General features: G+C 69.9%; 16 protein-coding genes and 1 pseudogene. 9 read left to right on the forward strand and 8 right to left on the reverse strand.

Going from position 1 to position 21,099, the window contains the following annotated elements:
- Positions 1-233: 233 nt before the first annotated feature.
- From I6J71_RS37630 to I6J71_RS37640, 4 genes are all read left to right on the forward strand, one after another.
- Complete coding sequence (locus I6J71_RS37630; RefSeq protein ID WP_204091211.1) at positions 234-848, forward strand: LysE family transporter; 615 nt, start codon at positions 234-236, stop codon at positions 846-848.
- Positions 849-994: 146 nt separating this feature from the next.
- Complete coding sequence (locus I6J71_RS50030; protein WP_255570529.1) at positions 995-1,117, forward strand: hypothetical protein; 123 nt, start codon at positions 995-997, stop codon at positions 1,115-1,117.
- Complete coding sequence (locus I6J71_RS37635) at positions 1,114-1,401, forward strand: carboxymuconolactone decarboxylase family protein (RefSeq protein ID WP_239154144.1); 288 nt, start codon at positions 1,114-1,116, stop codon at positions 1,399-1,401. Before I6J71_RS50030 ends, I6J71_RS37635 begins: the two co-directional genes overlap by 4 nt.
- Positions 1,402-1,733: 332 nt before the next feature.
- Positions 1,734-3,419 (forward strand): alkyl/aryl-sulfatase, encoded by a 1,686-nt coding sequence (locus I6J71_RS37640; RefSeq protein ID WP_204091212.1) that lies wholly within the window; start codon positions 1,734-1,736, stop codon positions 3,417-3,419.
- A gap of 28 nt (positions 3,420-3,447) precedes the next feature.
- Here I6J71_RS37640 and I6J71_RS37645 read toward each other — a convergent pair whose 3' ends face one another.
- Entirely contained in the window at positions 3,448-4,116 is a 669-nt protein-coding gene (locus tag I6J71_RS37645) for a TetR/AcrR family transcriptional regulator (RefSeq protein ID WP_204091213.1), read from the reverse strand.
- Positions 4,117-4,190: 74 nt separating this feature from the next.
- Between I6J71_RS37645 and I6J71_RS37650 the strand changes: the two genes are divergently transcribed.
- Positions 4,191-4,724 (forward strand): TetR/AcrR family transcriptional regulator, encoded by a 534-nt coding sequence (locus I6J71_RS37650; protein ID WP_204091214.1) that lies wholly within the window; start codon positions 4,191-4,193, stop codon positions 4,722-4,724.
- A 431-nt stretch (positions 4,725-5,155) separates the two neighbouring features.
- Here the strand turns inward: I6J71_RS37650 and I6J71_RS49360 are convergent.
- From I6J71_RS49360 to I6J71_RS37665, 3 genes and pseudogenes are all read right to left on the reverse strand, one after another.
- A pseudogene (locus tag I6J71_RS49360) lies at positions 5,156-5,551 on the reverse strand (PGPGW domain-containing protein); the annotation flags it as partial.
- Positions 5,552-5,647: 96 nt separating this feature from the next.
- Positions 5,648-6,067, reverse strand: coding sequence for an SRPBCC family protein (locus tag I6J71_RS37660; protein WP_204091216.1), 420 nt, complete (start codon positions 6,065-6,067; stop codon positions 5,648-5,650).
- Complete coding sequence (locus I6J71_RS37665) at positions 6,064-6,402, reverse strand: helix-turn-helix transcriptional regulator (RefSeq protein WP_204091217.1); 339 nt, start codon at positions 6,400-6,402, stop codon at positions 6,064-6,066. The genes I6J71_RS37660 and I6J71_RS37665 overlap by 4 nt, the downstream gene beginning before the upstream one ends.
- Positions 6,403-6,567: 165 nt before the next feature.
- On the opposite strand from I6J71_RS37665, the gene I6J71_RS37670 reads away from it, so the two are divergent.
- Positions 6,568-6,921, forward strand: coding sequence for a YciI family protein (locus tag I6J71_RS37670; protein WP_204091218.1), 354 nt, complete (start codon positions 6,568-6,570; stop codon positions 6,919-6,921).
- Positions 6,894-8,195, forward strand: coding sequence for an RNA polymerase sigma factor (locus tag I6J71_RS37675; protein ID WP_239154145.1), 1,302 nt, complete (start codon positions 6,894-6,896; stop codon positions 8,193-8,195). Before I6J71_RS37670 ends, I6J71_RS37675 begins: the two co-directional genes overlap by 28 nt.
- A gap of 964 nt (positions 8,196-9,159) precedes the next feature.
- Here I6J71_RS37675 and I6J71_RS37680 read toward each other — a convergent pair.
- Positions 9,160-9,771 carry an FMN reductase gene (locus I6J71_RS37680; protein ID WP_204091219.1) on the reverse strand — a complete coding sequence of 204 codons (612 nt, stop codon included), beginning with the start codon at positions 9,769-9,771 and terminating at the stop codon, positions 9,160-9,162.
- Positions 9,772-9,802: 31 nt separating this feature from the next.
- Positions 9,803-10,945 (reverse strand): LLM class flavin-dependent oxidoreductase, encoded by a 1,143-nt coding sequence (locus I6J71_RS37685; protein ID WP_204091220.1) that lies wholly within the window; start codon positions 10,943-10,945, stop codon positions 9,803-9,805.
- A 307-nt stretch (positions 10,946-11,252) separates the two neighbouring features.
- Between I6J71_RS37685 and I6J71_RS37690 the strand changes: the two genes are divergently transcribed.
- Both I6J71_RS37690 and I6J71_RS37695 read left to right on the forward strand, forming a co-directional pair.
- Positions 11,253-13,304 carry a type IIA DNA topoisomerase subunit B gene (locus tag I6J71_RS37690; RefSeq protein WP_204091221.1) on the forward strand — a complete coding sequence of 684 codons (2,052 nt, stop codon included), beginning with the start codon at positions 11,253-11,255 and terminating at the stop codon, positions 13,302-13,304.
- A 30-nt stretch (positions 13,305-13,334) separates the two neighbouring features.
- Positions 13,335-17,126 carry a DNA topoisomerase (ATP-hydrolyzing) gene (locus tag I6J71_RS37695; RefSeq protein ID WP_204091222.1) on the forward strand — a complete coding sequence of 1,264 codons (3,792 nt, stop codon included), beginning with the start codon at positions 13,335-13,337 and terminating at the stop codon, positions 17,124-17,126.
- 610 nt (positions 17,127-17,736) lie between these two features.
- Here the strand turns inward: I6J71_RS37695 and I6J71_RS37700 are convergent.
- Together I6J71_RS37700 and I6J71_RS37705 are read right to left on the reverse strand one after the other, a co-directional pair.
- Positions 17,737-19,041, reverse strand: coding sequence for an RICIN domain-containing protein (locus I6J71_RS37700; RefSeq protein WP_204091223.1), 1,305 nt, complete (start codon positions 19,039-19,041; stop codon positions 17,737-17,739).
- Positions 19,042-19,084: 43 nt separating this feature from the next.
- Positions 19,085-20,929, reverse strand: a complete 1,845-nt coding sequence (locus I6J71_RS37705; protein WP_204091224.1) for a glycoside hydrolase family 3 protein — start codon at positions 20,927-20,929, stop codon at positions 19,085-19,087.
- Positions 20,930-21,099 lie beyond the last annotated feature (170 nt).

The raw sequence follows: 21,099 nt of genomic DNA on the forward strand, positions 1-21,099 counted from the left end.
GTCCCTTCCGGGCCAGAAACCGAACGCCGGTTGCCCGCGGAGGACCTGGCCTGTGGCGACCCCGCACACGACTGTCCTCTCCGGACCCGCCGCCGAAAACCAGTTGCCCACGGGGAGGTTCGTGGTGACGATTCCGGCATGACCACCACCTCGCTGCTCGCCCCGCCGACCGTCCCGTTCCCGGGCGGCCGGAAGCAGCAGCGCGTGCCGCGGAGGCGCGACCGGTCGAAGCCGTGACGGCGCCGCTGGTCGCAGGCGCGCTGGCCGGGTACGGGATCGCCGTGCCGGTGGGTGCGGTCGGGGCCGTGCTGGTCGGGCTGGCGGCCCGGACGTCGCTGCGGGTGGCCGCGGCGGCGGCACTCGGGGTGGCGACCGCGGACGGCGTCTACGCCGTGGCCGCCGTCGCCGGAGGAGCCGCGTTGACGCCGGTGGTGGCGCCCGTGCTGGTGCCGTTGCGGTGGGCGTCCGTCGTGGTGCTCACTGCGTTGGCCGCCTACACGGCGGCGACCGCCATCAGGCGCTACCGAGCCGGCGACCGCGCCCACACCCCCGCGCCCGCGCCGGTCGGCGCGGCCCGCGCGTACGTCAGCTTCCTCGGCCTCACCGTGCTCAACCCCGCGACTGTCCTCTACTTCGCCGCGCTCGTCGTGGGCGGGACGGCCGCCGGCTCGGGCGCCGTGTTCGCGCTCGCGGCTTTCGCGGCGTCGGCGAGCTGGCAACTGCTCCTGGCCGCCGGCGGCCTGCTGCTGGGCCGCGTGCTCGACGGTCGCCGCGGCCGGCTGGGGACGGCACTGGTGTCGAGCGCCGTGACGATCGGCTTGGCCGCCCGGCTCTTGTTCCCGGGCTGAGCGATTCGCAAGCCCCCGCGCCCCCGGTAGAGACGATCATCCGGAGGTTCGAGCGCCGGGCCGTGGTTTTCGCAGTCGTGCTCCCCGGCGCGCCGCCGTCGCGCAAACCGCGGTGGCACCGGCTCCCGCCGCCACCAAAGTACACAGTGGACGGAAGATGGCCCGACGGCGGCTACACCACGCCGACCGGCGAAGCACTGGCGCTCGACCTGCGCCACGAGAAGGCCCTGGGCTTCAAGTTCACCTGTGGCCTACCGTCGGGCTCATGACCGAAGAAGAGCGGTACGCACTCGGCCTCGAGACGATGAACGCCGTCAACGACGGCAGCGCCCAGAAGGTGCTCGACGGACTCGCGGACGTCGCGCCCGAGCTCGCACAGCAGATCGTCTCGTGGGGCTTCGGGGAGATCTACTCCCGGCCGGCGCTGGGGCCGCGGGACCGGCAGCTGCTGACGATCGGCATGCTCACCGCGCTGGGTGGGTGCGAACCGCAGCTCGAGCTGCACATCGGGACGGCGCTGAACGTCGGCCTCACGCCGGAGGAGATCGTCTAGGCGCTCCTGCAGGCGGCCGGCTACTGCGGTTTCCCCAAGGCGCTCAACGCGACCGCCGTCGCGAAAAAGGTGTTTGCGGAGCGGGGACTGCTGCCGGTGGCGAACGGCTGACGCACGCCTCACCTCCAGCGGATGACGTCCGTCCCGGCCGGGCCCGGGCAGCATGGCGGGTCCCCGCCGGAGCGTCGCTGGAGGCGAGCGCATGACCGACACCGCCGCACTGCAGGACCTGCCCTTCGCCGACACCGCCGACCTCGAAAACGGCCGACGGCCGCGTCGTCTGGGACGCCGGCGCTTGGGCTCCCGTCCTCGCTCAGCCGCGGCCCGGCACCGTGCACCCGAGCCTGTGGCGCCAGGCCCAGCTCGTCGCGCTGCACGGTCTGTACAAGGTCACCGAAGGCATCTACCAGGTGCGCGGACTGGACCTGTCCAACCTGACGCTGGTCGAAGGCCGCGACGGCGTCGTCGTCATCGACCCCCTGATCTCGGCCGAAACGGCGGCCGCCGCGCTGCGCCTGTACCGCGAGCACCGCGGCGAGCGGCCGGTGACGGCCGTGATCTACACCCACAGCCACGTCGACCACTTCGGCGGCGTGCGCGGCGTGGTCGACGGCGCCGACGTCGAGTCCGGTTGCGTGCCCGTGCTCGCGCCGCAGGGATTCCTCCACCACGCCGTGGTCGAGAACGTCTACGCGGGCACCGCGATGGGCCGGCGCGCGGCCTACATGTACGGCGCTGCCCTACCGGTCGGACCGGCCGGGCAGCTGGGCGCCGGACTCGGGATGAGCACGTCGACCGGCACGGTCACGCTCATCCCGCCGACGCTCGATGTCACCCACACCGGCCAGGAGGAGCGCCTCGACGGCGTCCGGATGGTCTTCCAGCTGACGCCGGGCACGGAGGCGCCGGCGGAGATGAACTCCTTCTTCCCCGACCACGGCGCCCTCTGCATGGCCGAGAACGCGACCCACACGCTGCACAACCTGCTGACGCTGCGCGGCGCCCTGGTCCGCGATCCACACGGCTGGGCGCGCTACCTCACCGAGGCGATCGAGCTGTTCGCCGACGCGACGAGCGTCGAGTTCGCCTCCCACCACTGGCCCACGTGGGGCCGTGCCGAAGTCACCGCCCTGCTTTCCGAGCAGCGTGACGTCTACGCCTACCAGCACGACCAGACCCTGCGGCTGCTGAACAAGGGTTACGTCGGTGCCGAGATCGCGGAGGTGCTCGAACTGCCGCCGGCGCTCGCCCGCGCCTGGCACGCGCGCGGCTACTACGGCTCGCTGAGCCACAACGTCAAAGCCGTCTACCAGCGCTACCTCGGCTGGTTCGACGGCAACCCGGCGCACCTGTGGCCGCACCCGCCCGAGCAGGCGGCCCGCCGTTACGTCGACGCGATCGGCGGCCCCGAAGCCGTCCTCACGGTCGCGCGCCGGGCGCTGGCCGACGGCGACCTCCGCTGGGTCGCCGAACTCGCCGGGCACCTCGTGTTCGCGGAGCCCGCCAACGCCGAAGCCCGCGAGCTGCAGGCGAGGGCGTTCGAACAGCTCGGCTTCGGCGCGGAAAACGCGACGTGGCGCAACTTCTACCTCACCGGCGCCGCCGAACTGCGCGGACACGACGTCGGCACCCCGACCTCCCCGGCGTCGCCGGACCTGGTCGCGCAGCTGACCGTCCCGCAGCTCTTCGACAGCCTGGCGATCCAGGTCGACGGCCCGCGCGCGGCCGACGAACGGATCGTGCTCGACTGGACCGTCGGCGCCGACCCCACCGGGCAGTACTGGTCCCGGCTGAGCAACGGCGTGCTCACGCACGGGCCTGGTCCGTCCCGTGAACCAGCCGAGGCCCACGTTCGCCTCCGCAAGGCGGCGCTGGTGGCCCTCGTCGCCGGTGGTGTCGCGCCGGCCGAGCTGGCGAAGTCCGGTCAGCTGGCCGTCGACGGTCCCGCCGCCGTGCTCACCCGGCTGCTGGCGGCGCTCGACCCGCCCGATCCGGACTTCGCGATCGTCACCCCGTGATCAGCACTCGGTGATCAGCACGCCGTGCTCAGCGCCGCCGCGCGACGAGCCCGGCCAGCAGGTTCGTGAGGACCTCGGTGAGGTTCTCGGCGAAGAAGTCCGCCGCCGGGGCCGCGCCCATCTCCGCGCGCACCACCTCGACGGCGTCCGTCGGGGTGGCGAAGGGCCACAGCCCGGCGACGAGCACGAACACGGCGCCCGAGAAGTGCGCCGCCCCGCCCGGCGAGAGCTCCGGCACGCACTCACGCACCAGCTTGGCCAGCCGGTCGGTGTTCACGACCGCGCGCTGCTTGAACCTCCGCGCCGACTCGACGGAGATGTTGCGCTCCAGCACGGCGCCCATCGAGCTGATCAGCTCGCACAGCACCCGGTCGCCCTGCAGCGTGCGGGCGATCGTCGCGGCGACGCGTTCCTCACGCGCGAAACCGGATCCGCCCTGCGCCGGCACCAGCGCGTCCGCGACGACGGACAGCCAATCCCGCCACACCTCGTCGAGCACTTCGAGGAAGATCGCCTCCCGGCTGTCGAAGTAGCGCAGCACGTTGGACTTCGCGAGTCCGACGCGGTCGCTCAGCTCGCGGAGGCTGATCGCGGCGACCGGTCGTTCGCGCAGCATCGCCGTGGCCGTCGCGAGGATCGTGGCACGCCGGGCCTCGACCTGTTCCGGGCGCCGGGCGCGCTGGAAACCGGTGCTCACGAACCCCGAGGTTAGCAGCCCAGCAGTCTCTTAACCGGGCGGTGAGGACAACCGTTGAACCAGGCTCGGCGGCCGTGATCACCCGCGATCCCGCCGCCAAGCGGCAGCGGCTCCTCGAGGCCGCGTTCGCCGAGTTCGCCGCCCACGGCATCGCGGGCGCGCGGGTGGACCGCATCGCCAAGCGTGCGAAGTGCAGCGCGGGGTTGGGGTACACGTACTTCGGCGGCAAGGACGACCTGTTCGACGCCGTCTTCGAAGTGGCGACGGGCACGAGCACGCCCCTGACCGCGAACGACCTGCCCGGTTACGCCGGCAAGCTCTTCGACGCGCAGGAAGCCAACCCGGACACGCAGCGGCTGCTCACCTGGTACCGCCTCGACCGCGGCGGCTCGGTCACCACCACGAGCGGGGCGAAGGTCGACACGCTCCGCGAAGCCCAGCGCGCGAGCGAGCTCAGCGACCGTTTCGACCCCGAACAGCTGCGCGCGCTCGTCCACACGCTGGCGTCGATGTGCTCGGCGCCCACGCAGGAAACACCGGACCTGCCCCGCGAACGCCGCCGTGACCGAAGCCGTGCGCCGGCTCGTGGACTAGCCCGAAAACCGTGAAAAACTCGTGGGCGCCGGTTCCCGAACGCCCACGAGCCATGGGTAGAAACGGGTCAGGAGATGACCAGGCTGGCGATCTTGCCATCGCGCAGATCGATGGTCATCGTGCCCGTGCCGTTGAAGCGGTTGCTCTTCACCCCGAGCGTCAGCACGTAGTTGCCGGCACCCTTGCCCGGCTTGATGCCCTCGACGGTGAAGTTCGCCCCGACACCGATGTTGTCGGTCTTGTTCCAGCTCGCGACGCCTTCGTGGCCGTGGAACTTGCGCCCCCAGTCCTCGAGGAAGGCATCTTCGGTGAACGCGTCGACGAAGCTGTCGGTGTCGGCCTTGTTGGTGGCGTCGACGAACTGCCGGATGGCGGTCGGCAGCTGCGGGGAGTCCGAAGTGGTCATACCCGGATTCTCCCCCGCGGGTGCCGCCTGCGCCTCCCCCTTGCGCGAATGGACCCGGCGGTAGCTCCAGATCAGCAACGCGAACAGGATCACCGCGGACAGCTCCAGGCTCGACCCGGTGCTCCACCCGTTGAACGGCACCCAGTCGACCGTGCCCCACACCACGCCGGCGGCCGCCAGCAGCAGCCCGGCGACCACCGAGCCCGCGATCCGCAGCGGCGAGGCCACGCTGTCCTCCGCGGCCTTCATCGCCCGCACGCGCACCGGATCGACGAACTGCTGCAGGCCAGGGAACTGCGAGGCCAGCACCAGGAGACCCGCGAGCACCAGCAGCAACCCTGGCCCCGGCAGCACCAGCAGCGCGATCCCGACCAGGAACAGCACGCCGCCCACCACGGCCGCGACCGCCTGCTTCACCGGTTTGCCGACTTCCACGCGGTCCTCCTGTCCGTTTCCGCCAGTCTGCCTGGCTCGCGGACCGCGCGCCCGGAGAAACTCCGGGGTACCCCTGTCCGGTGTGGACTCCCGGGATCACGCGCCGAGGTGGCCACCCAGCTTGTCGAGCCAGTCACCCGTGCCGCGCTCGCGCCACTCCGGCTCCTCGTGGCCGTCGAGGAACGTGCCCTGCTCGGTGAGCACGAGCCGCGTCCCCGAGCCGTCCGGGACCAGCTCGACGGTGGTGACCGAGACCGTCGCGAGCCCAGCACCGCCGCTGAGTGTCGAGGCATACACGATGCGCTCGCCGTCGACGATGTCGTGGTAGTCGGACGTGAACGTGAAGTCACCAGCGCGGTTGGTCTCGCGGCCGCCGACGCGGAAGTCCAGCGAGTGGTCACCGGCGCCGAACCAGCCGGCCTTCACGGCCGGGTCGGCCCAGGCTGCGAACACCTTCGCGGGCGAGACGGGGTAGTGGCGTTCGAGCGTGAACGTGGCGTGCTTGACGTCGGTCATGACGTGCTCCCTTCGTGGTTTTCGGCGGCCAGCAGGTCACCGAGGCGGTCGAGCCGGCGTTCCCAGCCCGTGCGCTGCTTCCCCAGCCACTGCTCGGCCAGGCGCAGCCCCGCGGGCTCCAGCCGGTACGTGCGGACGCGACCGGCCTTCTCCGAAGCCACCAGCCCGCACGACTCGAGCACCTTGAGGTGCTGCATCACGGCGGGCAGCGACATCGCGTGCGGCTGCGCCAGTTCCTTCACCGCGGCCGGTCCCCGGACCAGCCGCGCCACGAGCTCACGCCGGGTGGCGTCGGCCAGGGCCTGGAACACCCGGTCGAGCTGATGGTCAACCATGTGCTTGACCATGCGCCGGCTCGACCCAATAGTCAAGTAGATGCTTAACTGAATTTGCCGGGCCGGTTGTCTGTCCGGGGCCCGCCCGGTGGTCGTCTTGGCGAAACCACCTCGACCGCGCGGCGAGCGCGCGGTAGGAAACCACCAGAGGGAAGGGACCAGCCGATGCGCTACCTGATGCTGATCTGCGGGACGAGCCACGACGAGTCGAAGCCGGCCGGCGAACCCATCGACTCGGCCACCGAGGCGTGGGTGAAGGAGATGGACGGCCGCGGCGTGCGCCTGATGGGCCAGCGGCTGCGGCCGGCGAGCTCGGCGACGACCGTGCGTGTGCAGGACGGCGAGGTACTGCTGACCGACGGGCCGTTCGCGGAGACCAAAGAGCAGATCCTCGGCTTCGACCTGCTGGAGTGCGCGGACCTCGACGAGGCCCTCGAAGTCGCGGCGAAGCACCCCGCGGCGCAGTGGGGTCCGGTCGAGGTGCGCCCGCTGTGGCCGTTCGGCGGGGAGGAGAACTGAGCTCGAACGCGGCTGAAGCCACCGAGGCCGCGGTCACGGCCGCCTTCCGCGAGGAGGGCGGCCGGGTGGTGGCCACGCTCATCCGGCTCACCGGCGACTGGGACCTCGCCGAGGAGTGCGCCCAGGAAGCTCTCGCGCGGGCGCTGGAACGCTGGCCCCGCGACGGCGTGCCCGCCCGGCCGGCCGCGTGGCTCACCACGACCGCGCGCAACCACGCGCTGACGCGGCTCAAGCGCAGCGCCACGGAGTCCGCGAAACTGCGCGAGCTCGCCGCACTGGCGCCCGTCGAGGAACCCGAAGCCGACCCCAGCGGAGTAGCGGACGACCGGCTGCGGCTCATGTTCACGTGCTGCCACCCGGCGTTGCCGCTCGAAGGCCGCGTCGCGCTGACCCTGCGCACGCTCGCCGGCCTGACGACGGCGGAGATCGCGCGGGCGTTCCTCGTCAGCGAGTCCACGATGTCGCAACGGCTCGTGCGCACGAAGCGCAAGATCCGCGAAGCCGGCATCCCCTACCGCGTGCCGCCCGCGCACCTGCTGCCCGAACGCACGGCGGCCGTCCTGGGCGTGTTGTACCTGCTGTTCAACGAGGGTTACGCGGCGACCGCCGGCGACTCCGCAGCGCGCCACGACCTGTGCGCGGAAGCGATCCGGCTCACGCGGACCCTGCTGCAGCTGAGGCCGGCGGACCCGGAGATCGAGGGCCTGCTGGCGCTGCTGCTGCTCCAGCACTCCCGCCGCGACGCGCGCCTCGACGCCGCCGGCGACCTCGTGCCGCTCGACGAACAGGACCGCACCCGCTGGGACCGCGAGGCCATCGGAGAAGGGCTCGCGCTCGTCGACACCGCGCTGCACCGCGGCTCCCCTGGTCCGTACCAGCTGCAGGCCGCGATCGCCGCGCTCCACGCCGCCGCGGCTTCGGCCGCCGACACCGACTGGACGCAAATCGCGGCCCTGTACGGAGAACTGGCCAAACGCGTGCCGTCCGCGGTCGTGCAGCTCAACCGCGCGGTGGCCGTCGCGATGGCCGACGGACCGGAAGCCGGCCTCGCCCTCGTCGACACCATTGCGGGTGATCTCGGCGGCTACCACCTGCTGCCCGCGACCCGCGCGGACCTGTTGCGGCGCCTCGGCCGGCTCGGCGAAGCCGCCGACGCGTACCGCGCGGCCCTCGCGTTGGCCGGCAACGAAGCCGACCGCCGGTTCCTCAAGCGGCGCTTGACCGAAACCAGTCCGGAGACAGCCCCGAAAGGTTCGACTCCGTTTGATGGGTGACACGCCGCGTTCAGATGCGTGGGAACACTGCCGTCCTCGGTTTGGCTTCGCGCGATCTGCGTGATCGCCACGGTGGTGCCCCGCGCCCCCGCTCGCGCGGTGTGCCAGGCGTTCGTGAGCGCGCTCGGCCCCCGCCGAACGCTTCCACCCGGCCCAGCAGCGGTCCGGCCTGCCGGGGGTCCGCACTCTGCGACTCGCATCGGCCTGATCAGTGGGTCCGACTGCAACGCGCCCGCGTCGCCGGACCAGCCGATCACCACCGTGCCCGGCACCGGCGACAAGGAAGTCAAACGACACAAGGCCCACCGGAGGAGGTTGCCGGCCTGACACCATCGCCCGGTGATCGGCTGAACACGCGTGCTCAATCCAGACGGGCGCGGCCTGCGCCTGAGGGCCGGCGCATCCGAAACCCGGCTTGCGGCCCTCGAACTGGCACTGGGCACCACGGTGCCGTCCCAACTTCGCGATCTGCTGGCGTTCAGCGGCGGCTCAGAAGACCTCGGCGGGCAGTGGGAGCGGCCTCGCCGGGAGAGCGTGTGGCCACCGAAAACACGCAAGCCTGGCGCTCGACCTCGCTGCCTCGCACTCTGCTCGCCGTCGGCGACGACGGCGCTGGAACCTGCTTCTGCGTTCACACCCAACTCGACGACCCACCGGGTGGTCCGCTGGTCCTGGATCGGCCAGGACAGCGAGGCCACCTACACCGACCTGCCCACCTTCTGGCACACCTGCCCACACACCCGGGCCGAACCCGCCGGCGTTCGAACATCGCGGTCTGCCCAGGGAAGTGTCACCCGCCAGCTGACCACGATCCGGCGCCCATCGTCCAACTCAAGACAAGTGCGGGGGCGTCGTTCGGAAGAAGCACGATCTGGCACCCGTCACCTGAAACCAGCCGGAAACAGCCCCGGAAACGCAGTGAAGGGCGCCTCGCGCGGAGGCACCCTTCAGCGGTTCAGCCGGCTCAGTTCAGTCCTTCGGCGGCCAGCAGCTGCTCGAACGGCAGCGACGTGAGCTCGTCGGTGACCGTCTTCTCCGGCGTGGCCTTCACCAGCGTCGCGAGCTCGCCGGCCGCGCGCTCGACGCGGCGCTGCAACGCGCCTGTCGCGCTGACGCTGCCCCAGTCCGACGAAGCGGCGTACACGCCCGTCGCGACGGGGTTGGCGCGGAGGTAGGCGAACAGCGGGCGCAGCGCGAAGTCGAGCACCAGCGAGTGCCGCTCCGTGCCGCCGGTCGCGGCGAGCAGCACGGGCTTGCCCTCCAGCGCGTCCTTGTCGAGCACGTCGAAGAAGGACTTGAACAGCCCGCTGTAGGACGCGGTGAACACCGGGGTGACGGCGATCAGGCCGTCGGCGTGCGTCACCGTGTCGATGACTTCCTTCAGGCTCGGGCTGGGGAAACCGGTGAGCAGGTTGTTGGTGACGTCCACGGCGGTGTCGCGCAGCTCGATCACCTCGACGACCGTGTCGGGGCCCAGCGCGGCGCGGGTCGCGTCCGCCAGCCGGTCGGCCAGCAGCCGGGTGGACGACGGCTGGCTCAACCCGGCGGTGACCACGGCGATGGTGCGTGCGGTCATTTCGTCCTTCTTCCGAACGTTTCCTGGTGGGTCAGACGAGAGTTTCGGTGTGCTCAGGGGCCTCGGCGGTCTCGGGAGTCTCAGCAGCCTTGGCCGCCTCCGCCTCCTGCGCCGCCTTCAGCGACTCGTGGGTCGGCGCGTCGGGCACATGCTTCGGGCGCATCGACTCGAGTTCCTTGCGCAGCACCGGCACGACCTGCTCGCCCAGGAGGTCGAGCTGCTCCAGCACGGTCTTCAGCGGCAGGCCGGCGTGGTCCATGAGGAACAGCTGGCGCTGGTAGTCGCCGAAGCTCTCGCGGAAGGTCAGCGTCTTGTCGATGACTTCCTGCGGGCTCCCGACCGTGAGCGGGGTCTGGTCGGTGAAGTCCTCCATCGTGGGGCCGTGCCCGTACACCGGCGCGTTGTCGAAGTACGGCCGGAACTCGTTCCACGCGTCCTGCGACTTCGGCCGGATGAAGGCCTGCCCGCCGAGCCCGACGATGGCCTGGTCGGCCTTGCCGTGCCCGTAGTGCTCGTAGCGCTGGCGGTAGAAGCCGATCAGCTGCTGGTAGTGCTCCTTCGGCCAGAAGATGTTGTTGGCGAAGAAGCCGTCGCCGAAGTAGGCGGCCAGCTCGGCGATCTCCGGGCTGCGGATCGAGCCGTGCCACACGAAGGGCGGCACGCCGTCGAGCGGGCGCGGGGTCGAGGTGAAGCCCTGCAGCGGGGTGCGGAACTTGCCTTCCCAGTCCACGACCTCCTCGCGCCAGAGCCGGCGCAGCAGCGTGTAGTGCTCGAGGGTGAGCGGGATGCCCTGGCGGATGTCCTGCCCGAACCACGGGTACACGGGGCCGGTGTTGCCGCGGCCCAGCATCAGGTCCACGCGACCGTCGGCGAGGTGCTGCAGCATCGCGAAGTCCTCGGCGATCTTCACCGGGTCGTTCGTGGTGATCAGCGTCGTCGACGTCGAGAGCACGATCTTCTTCGTCTGCGCGGCGACGTAACCGAGCATCGTCGTCGGCGAAGAGGGCACGAAGGGCGGGTTGTGGTGCTCACCGGTCGCGAACACGTCCAGGCCGACCTCTTCGGCCTTGAGCGCGATCCGGACCATCGCCTTGATGCGCTCGTGCTCCGACGGCGTGGTGCCGTTGGTGGGGTCGGTCGTTACGTCGCCCACCGTGAAGATTCCGAACTGCATGACCGCTCCTCAGCCGGGTCGTTCGTGGTGCTGCCTTACTTGCCTGCACAACCACTTGCGTGGAAGATGTATTCCTCGGTGACGATACCGGTGACCTGGGCCACCCTCCCGCCTGCACCCCTGAACCACGGGAGACTCGCCACACCGGGGCCGGAGCACGCGGAAGCTGTCGGGGTGTCCGGATATCCTGCAGTACGGTGTCGGCTCGGGGCAGCCCGAACCCCCGCGAACGCCCAGGTGACTGGGCACGCGGGCACCAGCCTGAAACACCGCCGTGCAGCGAGCCAAGATCCGGGAGAGCGACCTCGTGACTGCTGAGACTCTGTACGGGGCCGACGACCTGACACACCTCGAGGGCCTTGAAGCCGTCCGCAAGCGCCCCGGGATGTACATCGGCTCCACCGACAGCCGTGGCATCAACCACCTGTTCTCGGAGATCGTCGACAACTCCACCGACGAGGGCGTGGCGGGCCACGCCACCCGCGTCGTCGTGACCCTCCACGCCGACGGCAGCGTGCAGGTCGACGACGACGGCCGCGGCATCCCCACCGGCATCCACGCCAAATCGGGCCTTTCCGGCGTCGAACTGGTGCTGACCCGGCTGCACGCGGGCGGCAAGTTCGGCGGCTCGGGATACAAGACGTCCGGAGGTCTCCACGGCGTGGGCGCGTCGGCGGTCAACGCGCTGTCGCACCGCTTCGACATCACCGTGAAGCAGAGCGGCAAGGTGCACCAGATGTCGTTCGCGCACGGCGTGCCCGGCGTGTTCGACGGGCCCGGCCCCAAGGCCAAGTTCACCCGCCGCTCCGGCCTCAACCTCGCCGGCAAGATGAAGCGCGGTGAACGCAGCGGCACGTCGATCCGCTACTGGTACGACGCGCGCTACTTCGAGACGGGCGCGGCACTCGACGTCGAAGGCGTGCGTGCGAAGCTGCGCAACACCGCGTTCCTCGTGCCGGGCGTCACGTACGTGCTGCGCACGGCCATCGAGGACACGATCAACGAGGAGACCTTCCACTACCCGCACGGACTCGTGGACATGGTCGATTTCCTCACGCCTTCGGGCGAAAAGCCGGTGTGCGGCACGCTCGTGATCACCGGTGAGGGCACGTACAAGGAGAACGCCGCCGACGCCAACGGCGTGATGCGGTCCAATGTGGAGCGCCACGCCGAGGTGGAGGTCGCGCTGCGCTGGGGCACCGGCTACGAGCGCACCGTGGAGTGCTTCACCAACACCATCCGCAACGTGCACGGCGGCACGCACCGGCGCGGCTTCGACCGCGCCGTCACCCGCGCGCTGCAGGATGCGATCGGCAAGACCCGCGGGCTCCTCAAGCCCAAGGAAGATCCGCCCACGCTCGAAGACGTGCTCGAGGGCATGACCGCCGTGATCCACGTGCGGCTGCCCGAACCGCAGTTCACGTCGCAGACCAAGGACGAGCTGTCCACGGCCGGCATCACCCGCGTGCTCCAAGGCATCGTCGACAAGCACGTGAAGGCGTGGGTCGAGGACCGCAAGACCAAGTCCGAGGCGAAGGTCGTGCTGCAGAAGGTGGTCGACGCCGCGCGCGTGCGGCTGACCCAGAAGCAGCAGAAGGACGCCGCGCGGCGCAAGACGGCTCTCGAAGGCGCGGCGATGCCGCCGAAGCTGGTCGACTGCCGCACCACCGGGGTCTCCCGCAGCGAGCTGTTCCTCGTCGAGGGTGACAGCGCGCTCGGGTCGGCCCGCATGGCGCGCGTGTCGGAGTACCAGGCGCTGCTGCCGCTGCGCGGCAAGATCCTCAACGTGCAGAAGGCGTCGCTCGGCGACACGCTGAAGAACGCCGAGATCGCGTCGATCGTGCAGGTGCTCGGCGCGGGCACCGGGCGCACGTTCGACCTGTCGACGATGCGCTACGGCCGCGTGATCCTGATGGCCGACGCCGACGTCGACGGCTCGCACATCCGCACGCTGCTGATCACCCTGTTCGCGAAGTACATGCGCCCGGTGATCGAGGACGGCCGGCTGTACGCGGCGATGCCACCCCTGCACAAGCTCGTCACGAAGGGCCGCAACCCGGAGACGCACTTCACCTTCACGCAGCGGGAGATGGAGCAGAAGTTCGCCGAGCTGGAGAAGGCGGGCAAGAACATCGTCACCCCGGTGCCGCGGTTCAAGGGCCTCGGCGAGATGGACGCCGACGAGCTGTGGGAAACCACCATGAACCCCGCCACCCGCTCCGTGCGCCGCATCACCATGGACGACGCCGAAGCCGCCGAGGGCGCGCTGGACCTGCTGATGGGCGAAAAGGTCGAGCCCCGGCGGAACTGGCTCGTCGCCTCGTCGGACCGGGTCGACCGCGAAGCCATCGACGTCTGAGTTTTTTCGTAGCTACCAAGGAGTTCTGCCGTGGCACGCCGCAAGGGCACCACCACCAAGGTCGATCCGAGCGCGTTCGACTCCCCCGGTGCGAACGTCTTCGACAACTCGCTGAAGACCGAGATCGAAGACTCCTACTTGGAGTACGCGTACTCGGTCATCCACTCGCGCGCCCTGCCGGACGCGCGCGACGGGCTGAAGCCGGTGCACCGCCGGATCCTCTACTCGATGAACGAGAACGGCTACCGCCCGACTCACGCGTACGTGAAGTCTTCCCGCGTCGTCGGCGACTGCTTCGTGCGTGGCGCACTGGTCTCCACGCCGGCCGGTCTCCGGCCGATCGAGGAGATCGAGATCGGCGACCGCGTGCTCGACAGCCGCGGCACCGCCGTTCCGGTCACCGAGGTTTACGAGAACCCGGCCTCCGACCTCGTCCGGGTCACCTGGTCGAACGGGCACACGATGCTCGTCACGCCCGGCCAGCGGTTCCGCACCGTGGCTGATGATTCGACCCTGACCTGGACGGCCGCGCGCGACCTCACCGGCCTGCGGACGGTCGCCTACGGCAACGCACGCAGGGAACAGCGCCAACCGGGTGGCGATCTCTACGCCTATCTCCTCGGCCTGATCACGGCCGAGGGGTTCGCGGTGGACCGCAACCGCGAGGCCGACGGCCGCGTCCGCCTCCACATGTGCGACGTCGAGCCGCTCGACGCGGTGTACGCGTGGGCGCAGGCCAACGGCGTTGGCGTGACCCGGGGAACGCGTGCCGCGGCGAAGGCGGAATGGCGCGATCAGCACATCCTCACGTTCGCCCGCCACGATGGTCTGCTCGAGGCGGGGAGTCCGCTCAGCGACGGGAAAACCGTCCCGGCAGCCGTTCTGGCCGATCGCTCGGTGTGGGCGCCCTACCTTGCCGGCATCTTCGACGGCGACGGCTACGTCCGCAAGAACCACCGGGAGATCGTCTACGTCAGCACGAGCGAAGAGCTCGTTCGGCAGGTTTACGCGATGCTTGCGGATCTCGGCATCCACGGTCATCATTGGACCAACACTAAGGCTGAGGGGCACAAAACACTGCTCGGCCTGTCGGTCAGCGGATCCGACGCCGCGGCACTGGCCCGGATCCTGATGCCGTGGACCAAAATCGGTTACAAGAAGAGTGCACTGGAAAACCTGGCGGAGATCGCCTACGGCTACGGCGGCAAGCAGGGCAACGACCGGCTGCCCAACAAGGGCGTGATGGCCGAGTTCTCGGCCGCGCACCTCGGCGGCGGCTGGTTCCGCGACACCGAAGGCACCGCATTCCGTGCTTCGCTGCCGGCAGTGAGCGGCGCGAAAGTCCGCTACGGCAAGGATCGCCACGGCACGGCGCTGGCCGACCGCTCGTTCCCCCTTGCCCGCGCCTATCAGGACGGCTGGATCGACAAGCTGCGGCGGATCGGGTCGCCCCTCGCCGACCGGCTCGACGCGCTGAACGGGTTCTCCTTCCTGGAAGTCGTGTCGGTCGAACCGGTCGCGCCCGACGTCACCTACGATATCCAGGTCGGCACTGACGACCACGAGTTCACAGTCGAGGGATTCGCCGTCCACAACTGCATGGGCAAGTACCATCCACACGGCGACGTCGCGATCTACGACGCGATGGTGCGGCTGGCGCAAGACTTTTCGCTGAACGTGCCGTTGATCGACGGACATGGAAATTTTGGCAGCCCAGACGATGGACCGGCTGCTTCGCGCTACACCGAGACTCGGATGTCGCCCGAAGCGATGCTGCTCGTCGGGGAGCTGGGAGAAGACACGGTCGACTTCCGGCCCAATTACGACGGTTCCCTCGAAGAGCCGACGGTACTGCCCGCGGCATACCCGAACCTGCTCGTCAACGGCACCTCCGGCATTGCCGTCGGTATGGCGACCAACATGATCCCGCACAACCTCGGCGAGGTCATCGCGGCGGCGCGGTGGCTGATCACGCACCCCACGGCGACGCTCGACAAGCTGATGGAGTTCGTGCCCGGGCCCGACCTGCCCACCGGCGGCAAGCTGCTCGGCCTGGACGAGGTGCGCCGCGCGTACGAGACGGGCCGTGGCGTTGTGCGGATGCGCGCGAACGTCGAGACCGGGCCGCTGGAGGGCAGCCGCGGGCGGCAGGCGATCACCGTGACCGAGCTGCCCTACGGCGTGGGCCCGGAGAAGGTGATCGAGAAGATCACCGACGAGGTCAACAAGTCGAAGCGGCTCACCGGCATCGCCGACGTCAAGGACCTCACCGACCGCGAGAACGGCACGCGGCTGGTGATCGAGTGCAAGGTGGGCGTCAACCCGCAGGCGCTGCTCGCGGACCTGTACCGGCTGACGCCGCTGGAGCAGTCGTTCGGCATCAACAACCTGGTGCTCGTCGACGGCCAGCCGCAGACGCTCGGGCTCAAGGAGCTGCTGGAAGTCTTCCTGCGGCACCGCTACGACGTGGTCACGCGGCGCACCCGCTACCGGCGCAGGAAGCGTGAAGAGCGGCTGCACCTGGTCGACGGCCTGCTGATCGCGCTGCTGAACATCGACAAGGTCATCAAGCTCATCCGCGAGAGCGAAAACGCGCAGGCCGCGAAGGACGGCTTGATGACGCGCTTCAAGCTTTCGGAGGTCCAGGCGACCTACATCCTGGACACGCCGCTGCGCCGGCTGACCAAGTACGACCGGCTGGAGCTGGAGTCGGAGCAGGAGCGGCTGCGCGAGGAGATCGCGGAGCTGACGAAGATCCTCGACGACGAGTCGGTGCTGAAGAAGCTCGTGTCGAGCGAGCTGGCGAAGATCGCGAAGGACTTCCCGACCGAGCGCCGCACCGCGCTGATCGACGGGGACCTCAAGGAGGTGCTGGCGGCGTCCAAGCCGTCCGGGCCGCTGGAGGTCGCCGACGACCCGTGCCAGGTCATCCTGTCGGCCACCGGTCTCATCGCCCGCACGGCGGCGGAGTCGGAGGAGGCGACGGAGACGCGGCGGCGCAACGGCCGCGTGAAGCACGACGCCGTCGCCTCGGTGGTGCACACCACCGCGCGCGGGCAGGTGCTGCTGGTGACCAGCCGCGGCCGCGCGTTCAAGACCGACGTGCTGCCGTTGCCGGTGCTGCCGGAGCAGGCGGGCACGGTCTCGCTGCGCGGCGGCATGGCGGCGCGCGAGCTGGTGCCGCTGGAGAAGGGTGAGCGCGTGGTCGGCCTCGCCCCGCTCGGCGAGCAGGCGGCCGGGTCGCCGGGCCTGGCGATCGGCACGCGCGCCGGGGTGGTGAAGGTGGTCGCTCCGGAGTGGCCCGTGCGATCCGACGAGTTCGAGATCATCACCCTCAAGGGCGACGACGAGATCATCGGCGCCACCTGGCTGACGGACGGCAACGAGACCTTGGCGTTCGTGTCGTCGGACGCTTCGCTGCTGCGGTACGCCTCGTCGCTGGTGCGGCCGCAGGGCCTGAAGGGCGGCGGCATGGCGGGCATCAACCTGTCCGCGGGGGCGTCGGCGGTGTTCTTCGGCGCCGTCCGCACGGACGACGACGAGCACGGCGAACCTCTGGTCGTCACCGCCACGGGGCAGTCGGTGAAGGTCACGCCGTTCAGCGAGTACCCCGCGAAGGGCCGCGCCACCGGCGGCGTGCGAGCGCACCGCTTCCTCAAGGGCGAGTCCTCCGTCAGCGTCGCCTGGATCGGCCCCCGCCCGGCCGGCGCCGCCCGCAACGGCGACCCCGTCGAACTCCCGGAGGTCGACCTCCGCCGCGACGGCTCGGGCCACGCCCACCCCGGCCCAGACGTCGTGGGTCACACCATCGAACGAGACTGAGCCCGCCCCACACACAACCGGGGCACCTGCCCGACAAGGCAGGTGCCCCTTTTTCTTCGCCCATCGATCGTGCGACGCGCGATATCTCGCCACACACATCTTCAGCCCATGGCCACTATCCACACGGGACCAGGGAACGCAACGGCATGCCACGCCAGCACCCCACTCTCGCCCACCTGGACAACCACCGCCAACAACGCACCCCACCACGCCACCCAGCCCCCGCCCCACGTTCCCGATCCACCACCCAACAACCCGACGGACCCCGGACCCAGCCCCCGCCGTGCACCCCGACCCCCGCCTTCCGCGCGGTCTGGATCACCATGTCAAGGCACGCTTTCCAGCCTTGAGAAGGTGACCCAGACCGTCGTCACGATAAAAATCGGGGTGCCCTCCGCACCACCCCGGGCGCAACGTCGCGCCCCAGCGCGACGAGCCGCCCGCACCGCCGCCAGAAGCACCATCCGAAGCACCCACCCCGAAGCACCCCAGCCGAAAGACCCGGCTCGCACGATCCCCCGGACCGCACGAGAAGGCCGCCCCAGGGCGAACGCCCCGAGGCGGCCTCCCGGGCCGGGTCCGCCGCCGCGTCAAGGCGACCCTGCGCGGGTCACGCGACGTGGAACGACTGCGCCGCGCCGCCGTTGCACGTGGCCTGCACGAGCTGTGTGCTGTCCGCGGTGGACGAACCCGGCACCGTCAGGCACTTACCGCTGTGCCGGGCGACGAAGTGGTAGTACCCGCTTCCCTCCGACACCGGCTGCCACTGCTGGTTGCCGCCGCCGCTGTAGGACCACAGCTGCAGGCCCGCGTTGTCCGCAGTGGACACGTCTGTCACGTCGATGACCTCGGCCGCGTTGCCGCGGTTGTTGATCCGGACGTAGCCGTCGCTCGTCGGCTGGAACTGGAACTGCTGGGCGTTGGTGGCGTTGCAGGTGTACTGCTGGATCACCGTGCCGTTGGCCGTCCCGGCGGCGCGCGCGTCGACGCACTTGCCATTCCCCTCGTTCACCACGGGGTACCACGCGGTGGGCGAGATCCCGCCGGACGGCGGTGGGGTGCCACCGTCACCGGTCGCACCGCCCAGCCAGCGCAGGCCGTCGAGCACGAAGCGGTTCTGGTCGGGGCTCGCGAACGTCGACGACAGCGCCGTGTTCGTGGCGTAGTTCATCTTGTTGTGGCCGAAGTTCGCGTACAGCATCTTGTAGTTCTTGTTCGTCCACATGATCGGGTAGTACCCGCTGTACCAGGTCTGCGACGGGTCGTCGCCCACCGGGAACGTCGACGGGTCGAGTGAGGCGAGAATCGAGATGTTCGGGTTCTGCCGCAGGTCGTTCTGCCACGAGTACCACTCGCTCACCGACGACTGGATCGTCGCCGGCAGGTTCACCGTCGACGGGTGCGTGCGGTTCTCGATCTTGAGCGTCTCCGCGGTCGGGCCCCACGAGTTGGACACGAACCGGCCGGTGCCGAGGAATTCGTTGTGGAACCAGTTCGCATAGGACGGTGACGAGCTGTCGTTGTACGCCGTCACGTGGAACCCGAAGAACGCGCCGCCCGCGTCCATGTACCGCTGGAAACCCTGGAACTGCGCCTGTGACTGCGGCTGGTCGTCGAGGAACATCACGACCTGCGCCTGTGAGGGCGTGAGCGAGGTGAGCTGGTTCCAGTTGGTGGTGGCCGTGAACGTGTAACCGTTGGCCGCCGCCTGCTGCTGGAACCACGGGCGGGCTTCGTTCTCGAAGCTGATGTGCGCGGCGTCGTACGTGCCGCTGTAGAACGCGAGCACCTTGAACGGCGTGGCCGCCGCGGCGGGCTGCGTCAGCGCCGGGGAACCGTAGGCGAGGCCGAGGCACGCGGCGAAGAACGCCAGCGCTTTCCCGACCAGCCCGAACCGGCGTCGTGGGGCGGACATGGCAGATCCTTCCGGGGGTGGGGGGAGGGAGAGGAAGGGTGGATCACCACGAGCCGCGGTGCTGGTACCGCAGCCCGTAGCCGAAGGGGAACAACGCGGGCTTCCCGTCACCGACGTTGATCGGCTGCTGGTCGGCGCTGCGCATCCAGGTGACCGGCAGCTTGCCGGTCGGGTTGTAGTCGCCGAAGAGCACGTCGGCCACGCCCTGGCCTTCGCTGCCCGGCAGCCACGACTCGATCAGTCCGGCCCAGTCCGGCAACTGCTTCGCGATGTCCAGCGGCCGGCCTGACACGAGCACGACCACCGTCGGCACGCCCGCGTCGTGCAGCTTCTGCAACGTCGCGAGGTCCGTGGCGTCCAGCCCCATATCCCCCGGCCGGTCGCCCTTGGTCTCCGCGTACGGCGTCTCCCCCACCACGGCGACGGCCACGTCGTACGACTTGTCGATGCCGCTGCCGTCCTTGCTGAACGTGACGGTCGACGAGTTCTTCACCGTGTTCTCGATGCCCTGCAGGATCGTCGTGCCCGGGATCACCGGCCCGGACGTGCCCTGCCAGCCGACGGTCCAGCCGCCGGCCTGATTGCCGATGTCGTCGGCGCTCTTGCCGGCGACGAAGATCTTGTTGTGCCCCTTGGCCAGCGGCAGCACGTCGTTCGAGTTCTTCAGCAGTACCTGCGATTCCCGCACGGCCTGGCGCGCCAGGTCACGGTGGGCCTTGCTGCCGATGGTCGAGAGGTACCGGCGGTCGGTGAGCGGGTGCTCGAAGAGGCCGAGCTGGAACTTCTTCGTGAGGATGCGGCGGTTCGCGTCGTCGATGCGCGACATCGGCACCTTGCCCTGCTGCACAAGGGTGCGCAGGGTGTCGATGAACTTCTGCCACTCGTACGGCACCATCACCATGTCGATGCCGGCGTTGATCGACGCCTCGACCTCGTCGGGCGTGAAGCCGGTCTGCCCGTCGATCTTGTCGACGCCGTTGTAGTCCGACACGACGATGCCGTCGAAACCGAGTTCCTTCTTGAGGACGTCGGTGATGAGGTAGGAGTTGGCGTGCAGCTTCACGTCGTTCCAGCTCGAGTAGCTCACCATCACCGAGCCGACGCCGCGCTGCACCGCCTCCTTGAACGGCGGCAGGTGGATCTGACGAAGTTCCTGCTCGCTGAGCTGCGTGTTGCCCTCGTTGACGCCGCCGGTCGTGCCGCCGTCGCCCACGTAGTGCTTGGCCGTCGCCAGCACCGACGCGGGCCCGCCGAGTGACCGCCCCTGCAGGCCGGTGATGACCGACGTCATCTCCGTGGCCAGCTGCGGCACCTCGCCGAACGACTCGTACGTGCGCCCCCACCGGTCGTTGCGCGCGACGCACAGGCACGGCGCGAAGTCCCAGTCGATGCCCGTGCCGGACACCTCTTCGGCCGTGGCGCGCCCGATCTTCTCCACGAGCTTCGGATCGCGTGCCGCGCCGAGCCCGATGTTGTGCGGGAACACGGTCGCGCCGTACACGCCGTTGTGGCCGTGCACCGCGTCGACGCCGTAGATGAGCGGGATGCCCAGTGGCGTCGCCAGCGCCGCCTTCTGGAACCCGTCGTACATGTCGGCCCAGGTCTGCGGCGTGTTCGGGGTGGGCTGCGAGCTGCCACCCGACAGCAGCGACCCGAGCCGCGCGTTCGTCACGTCCGCCGGCGACTGCACGCCGAGGCGCTCGGCCTGCATCATCTGCCCGAGCTTGTCGTCGAGGCTCATGCGCTTCAGCAGATCCGCGACGCGCACCGTCACGGGCCTTCGCGGATCCTTGTACGCCGGGCTGTTCCCGGCCAGCGCGGGCGTGTGCGCGCTCACCACGAGCGCCGCGGCCAGCACCCCGAGCGTGATCGAACGAGCGACGCGCATCCGGTTTCTCCTCGTCGAGCCACCAAACTTCACGCCTTGAATTAATACACAGTTCGCGTAAGTGGTCCAGACCTCGCGGACAAACCGGGTACCGGTCACCGGGATCGCGGTGCGACGAAAAGGCCGGGCACGACCTGCCCCGAGCCGCGAGACTCAGGAGGGGTCGTGCC

Origin of the sequence: Amycolatopsis sp. FDAARGOS 1241 (assembly GCF_016889705.1) — a bacterium.
Lineage (GTDB): Bacteria > Actinomycetota > Actinomycetes > Mycobacteriales > Pseudonocardiaceae > Amycolatopsis.

Coding starts and splice junctions, on each gene's coding strand:
- I6J71_RS37705 (WP_204091224.1), bottom strand. CDS start 20,929: ATGCGCGTCGCTCGTTCGATCACGCTCGGGGTGCTGGCCGCGGCGCTC.
- I6J71_RS37670 (WP_204091218.1), top strand. CDS start 6,568: ATGCGCTACCTGATGCTGATCTGCGGGACGAGCCACGACGAGTCGAAG.
- I6J71_RS37660 (WP_204091216.1), bottom strand. CDS start 6,067: ATGACCGACGTCAAGCACGCCACGTTCACGCTCGAACGCCACTACCCC.
- I6J71_RS37680 (WP_204091219.1), bottom strand. CDS start 9,771: ATGACCGCACGCACCATCGCCGTGGTCACCGCCGGGTTGAGCCAGCCG.
- I6J71_RS37685 (WP_204091220.1), bottom strand. CDS start 10,945: ATGCAGTTCGGAATCTTCACGGTGGGCGACGTAACGACCGACCCCACC.
- I6J71_RS37700 (WP_204091223.1), bottom strand. CDS start 19,041: ATGTCCGCCCCACGACGCCGGTTCGGGCTGGTCGGGAAAGCGCTGGCG.
- I6J71_RS37665 (WP_204091217.1), bottom strand. CDS start 6,402: ATGGTTGACCATCAGCTCGACCGGGTGTTCCAGGCCCTGGCCGACGCC.
- I6J71_RS37635 (WP_239154144.1), top strand. CDS start 1,114: ATGACCGAAGAAGAGCGGTACGCACTCGGCCTCGAGACGATGAACGCC.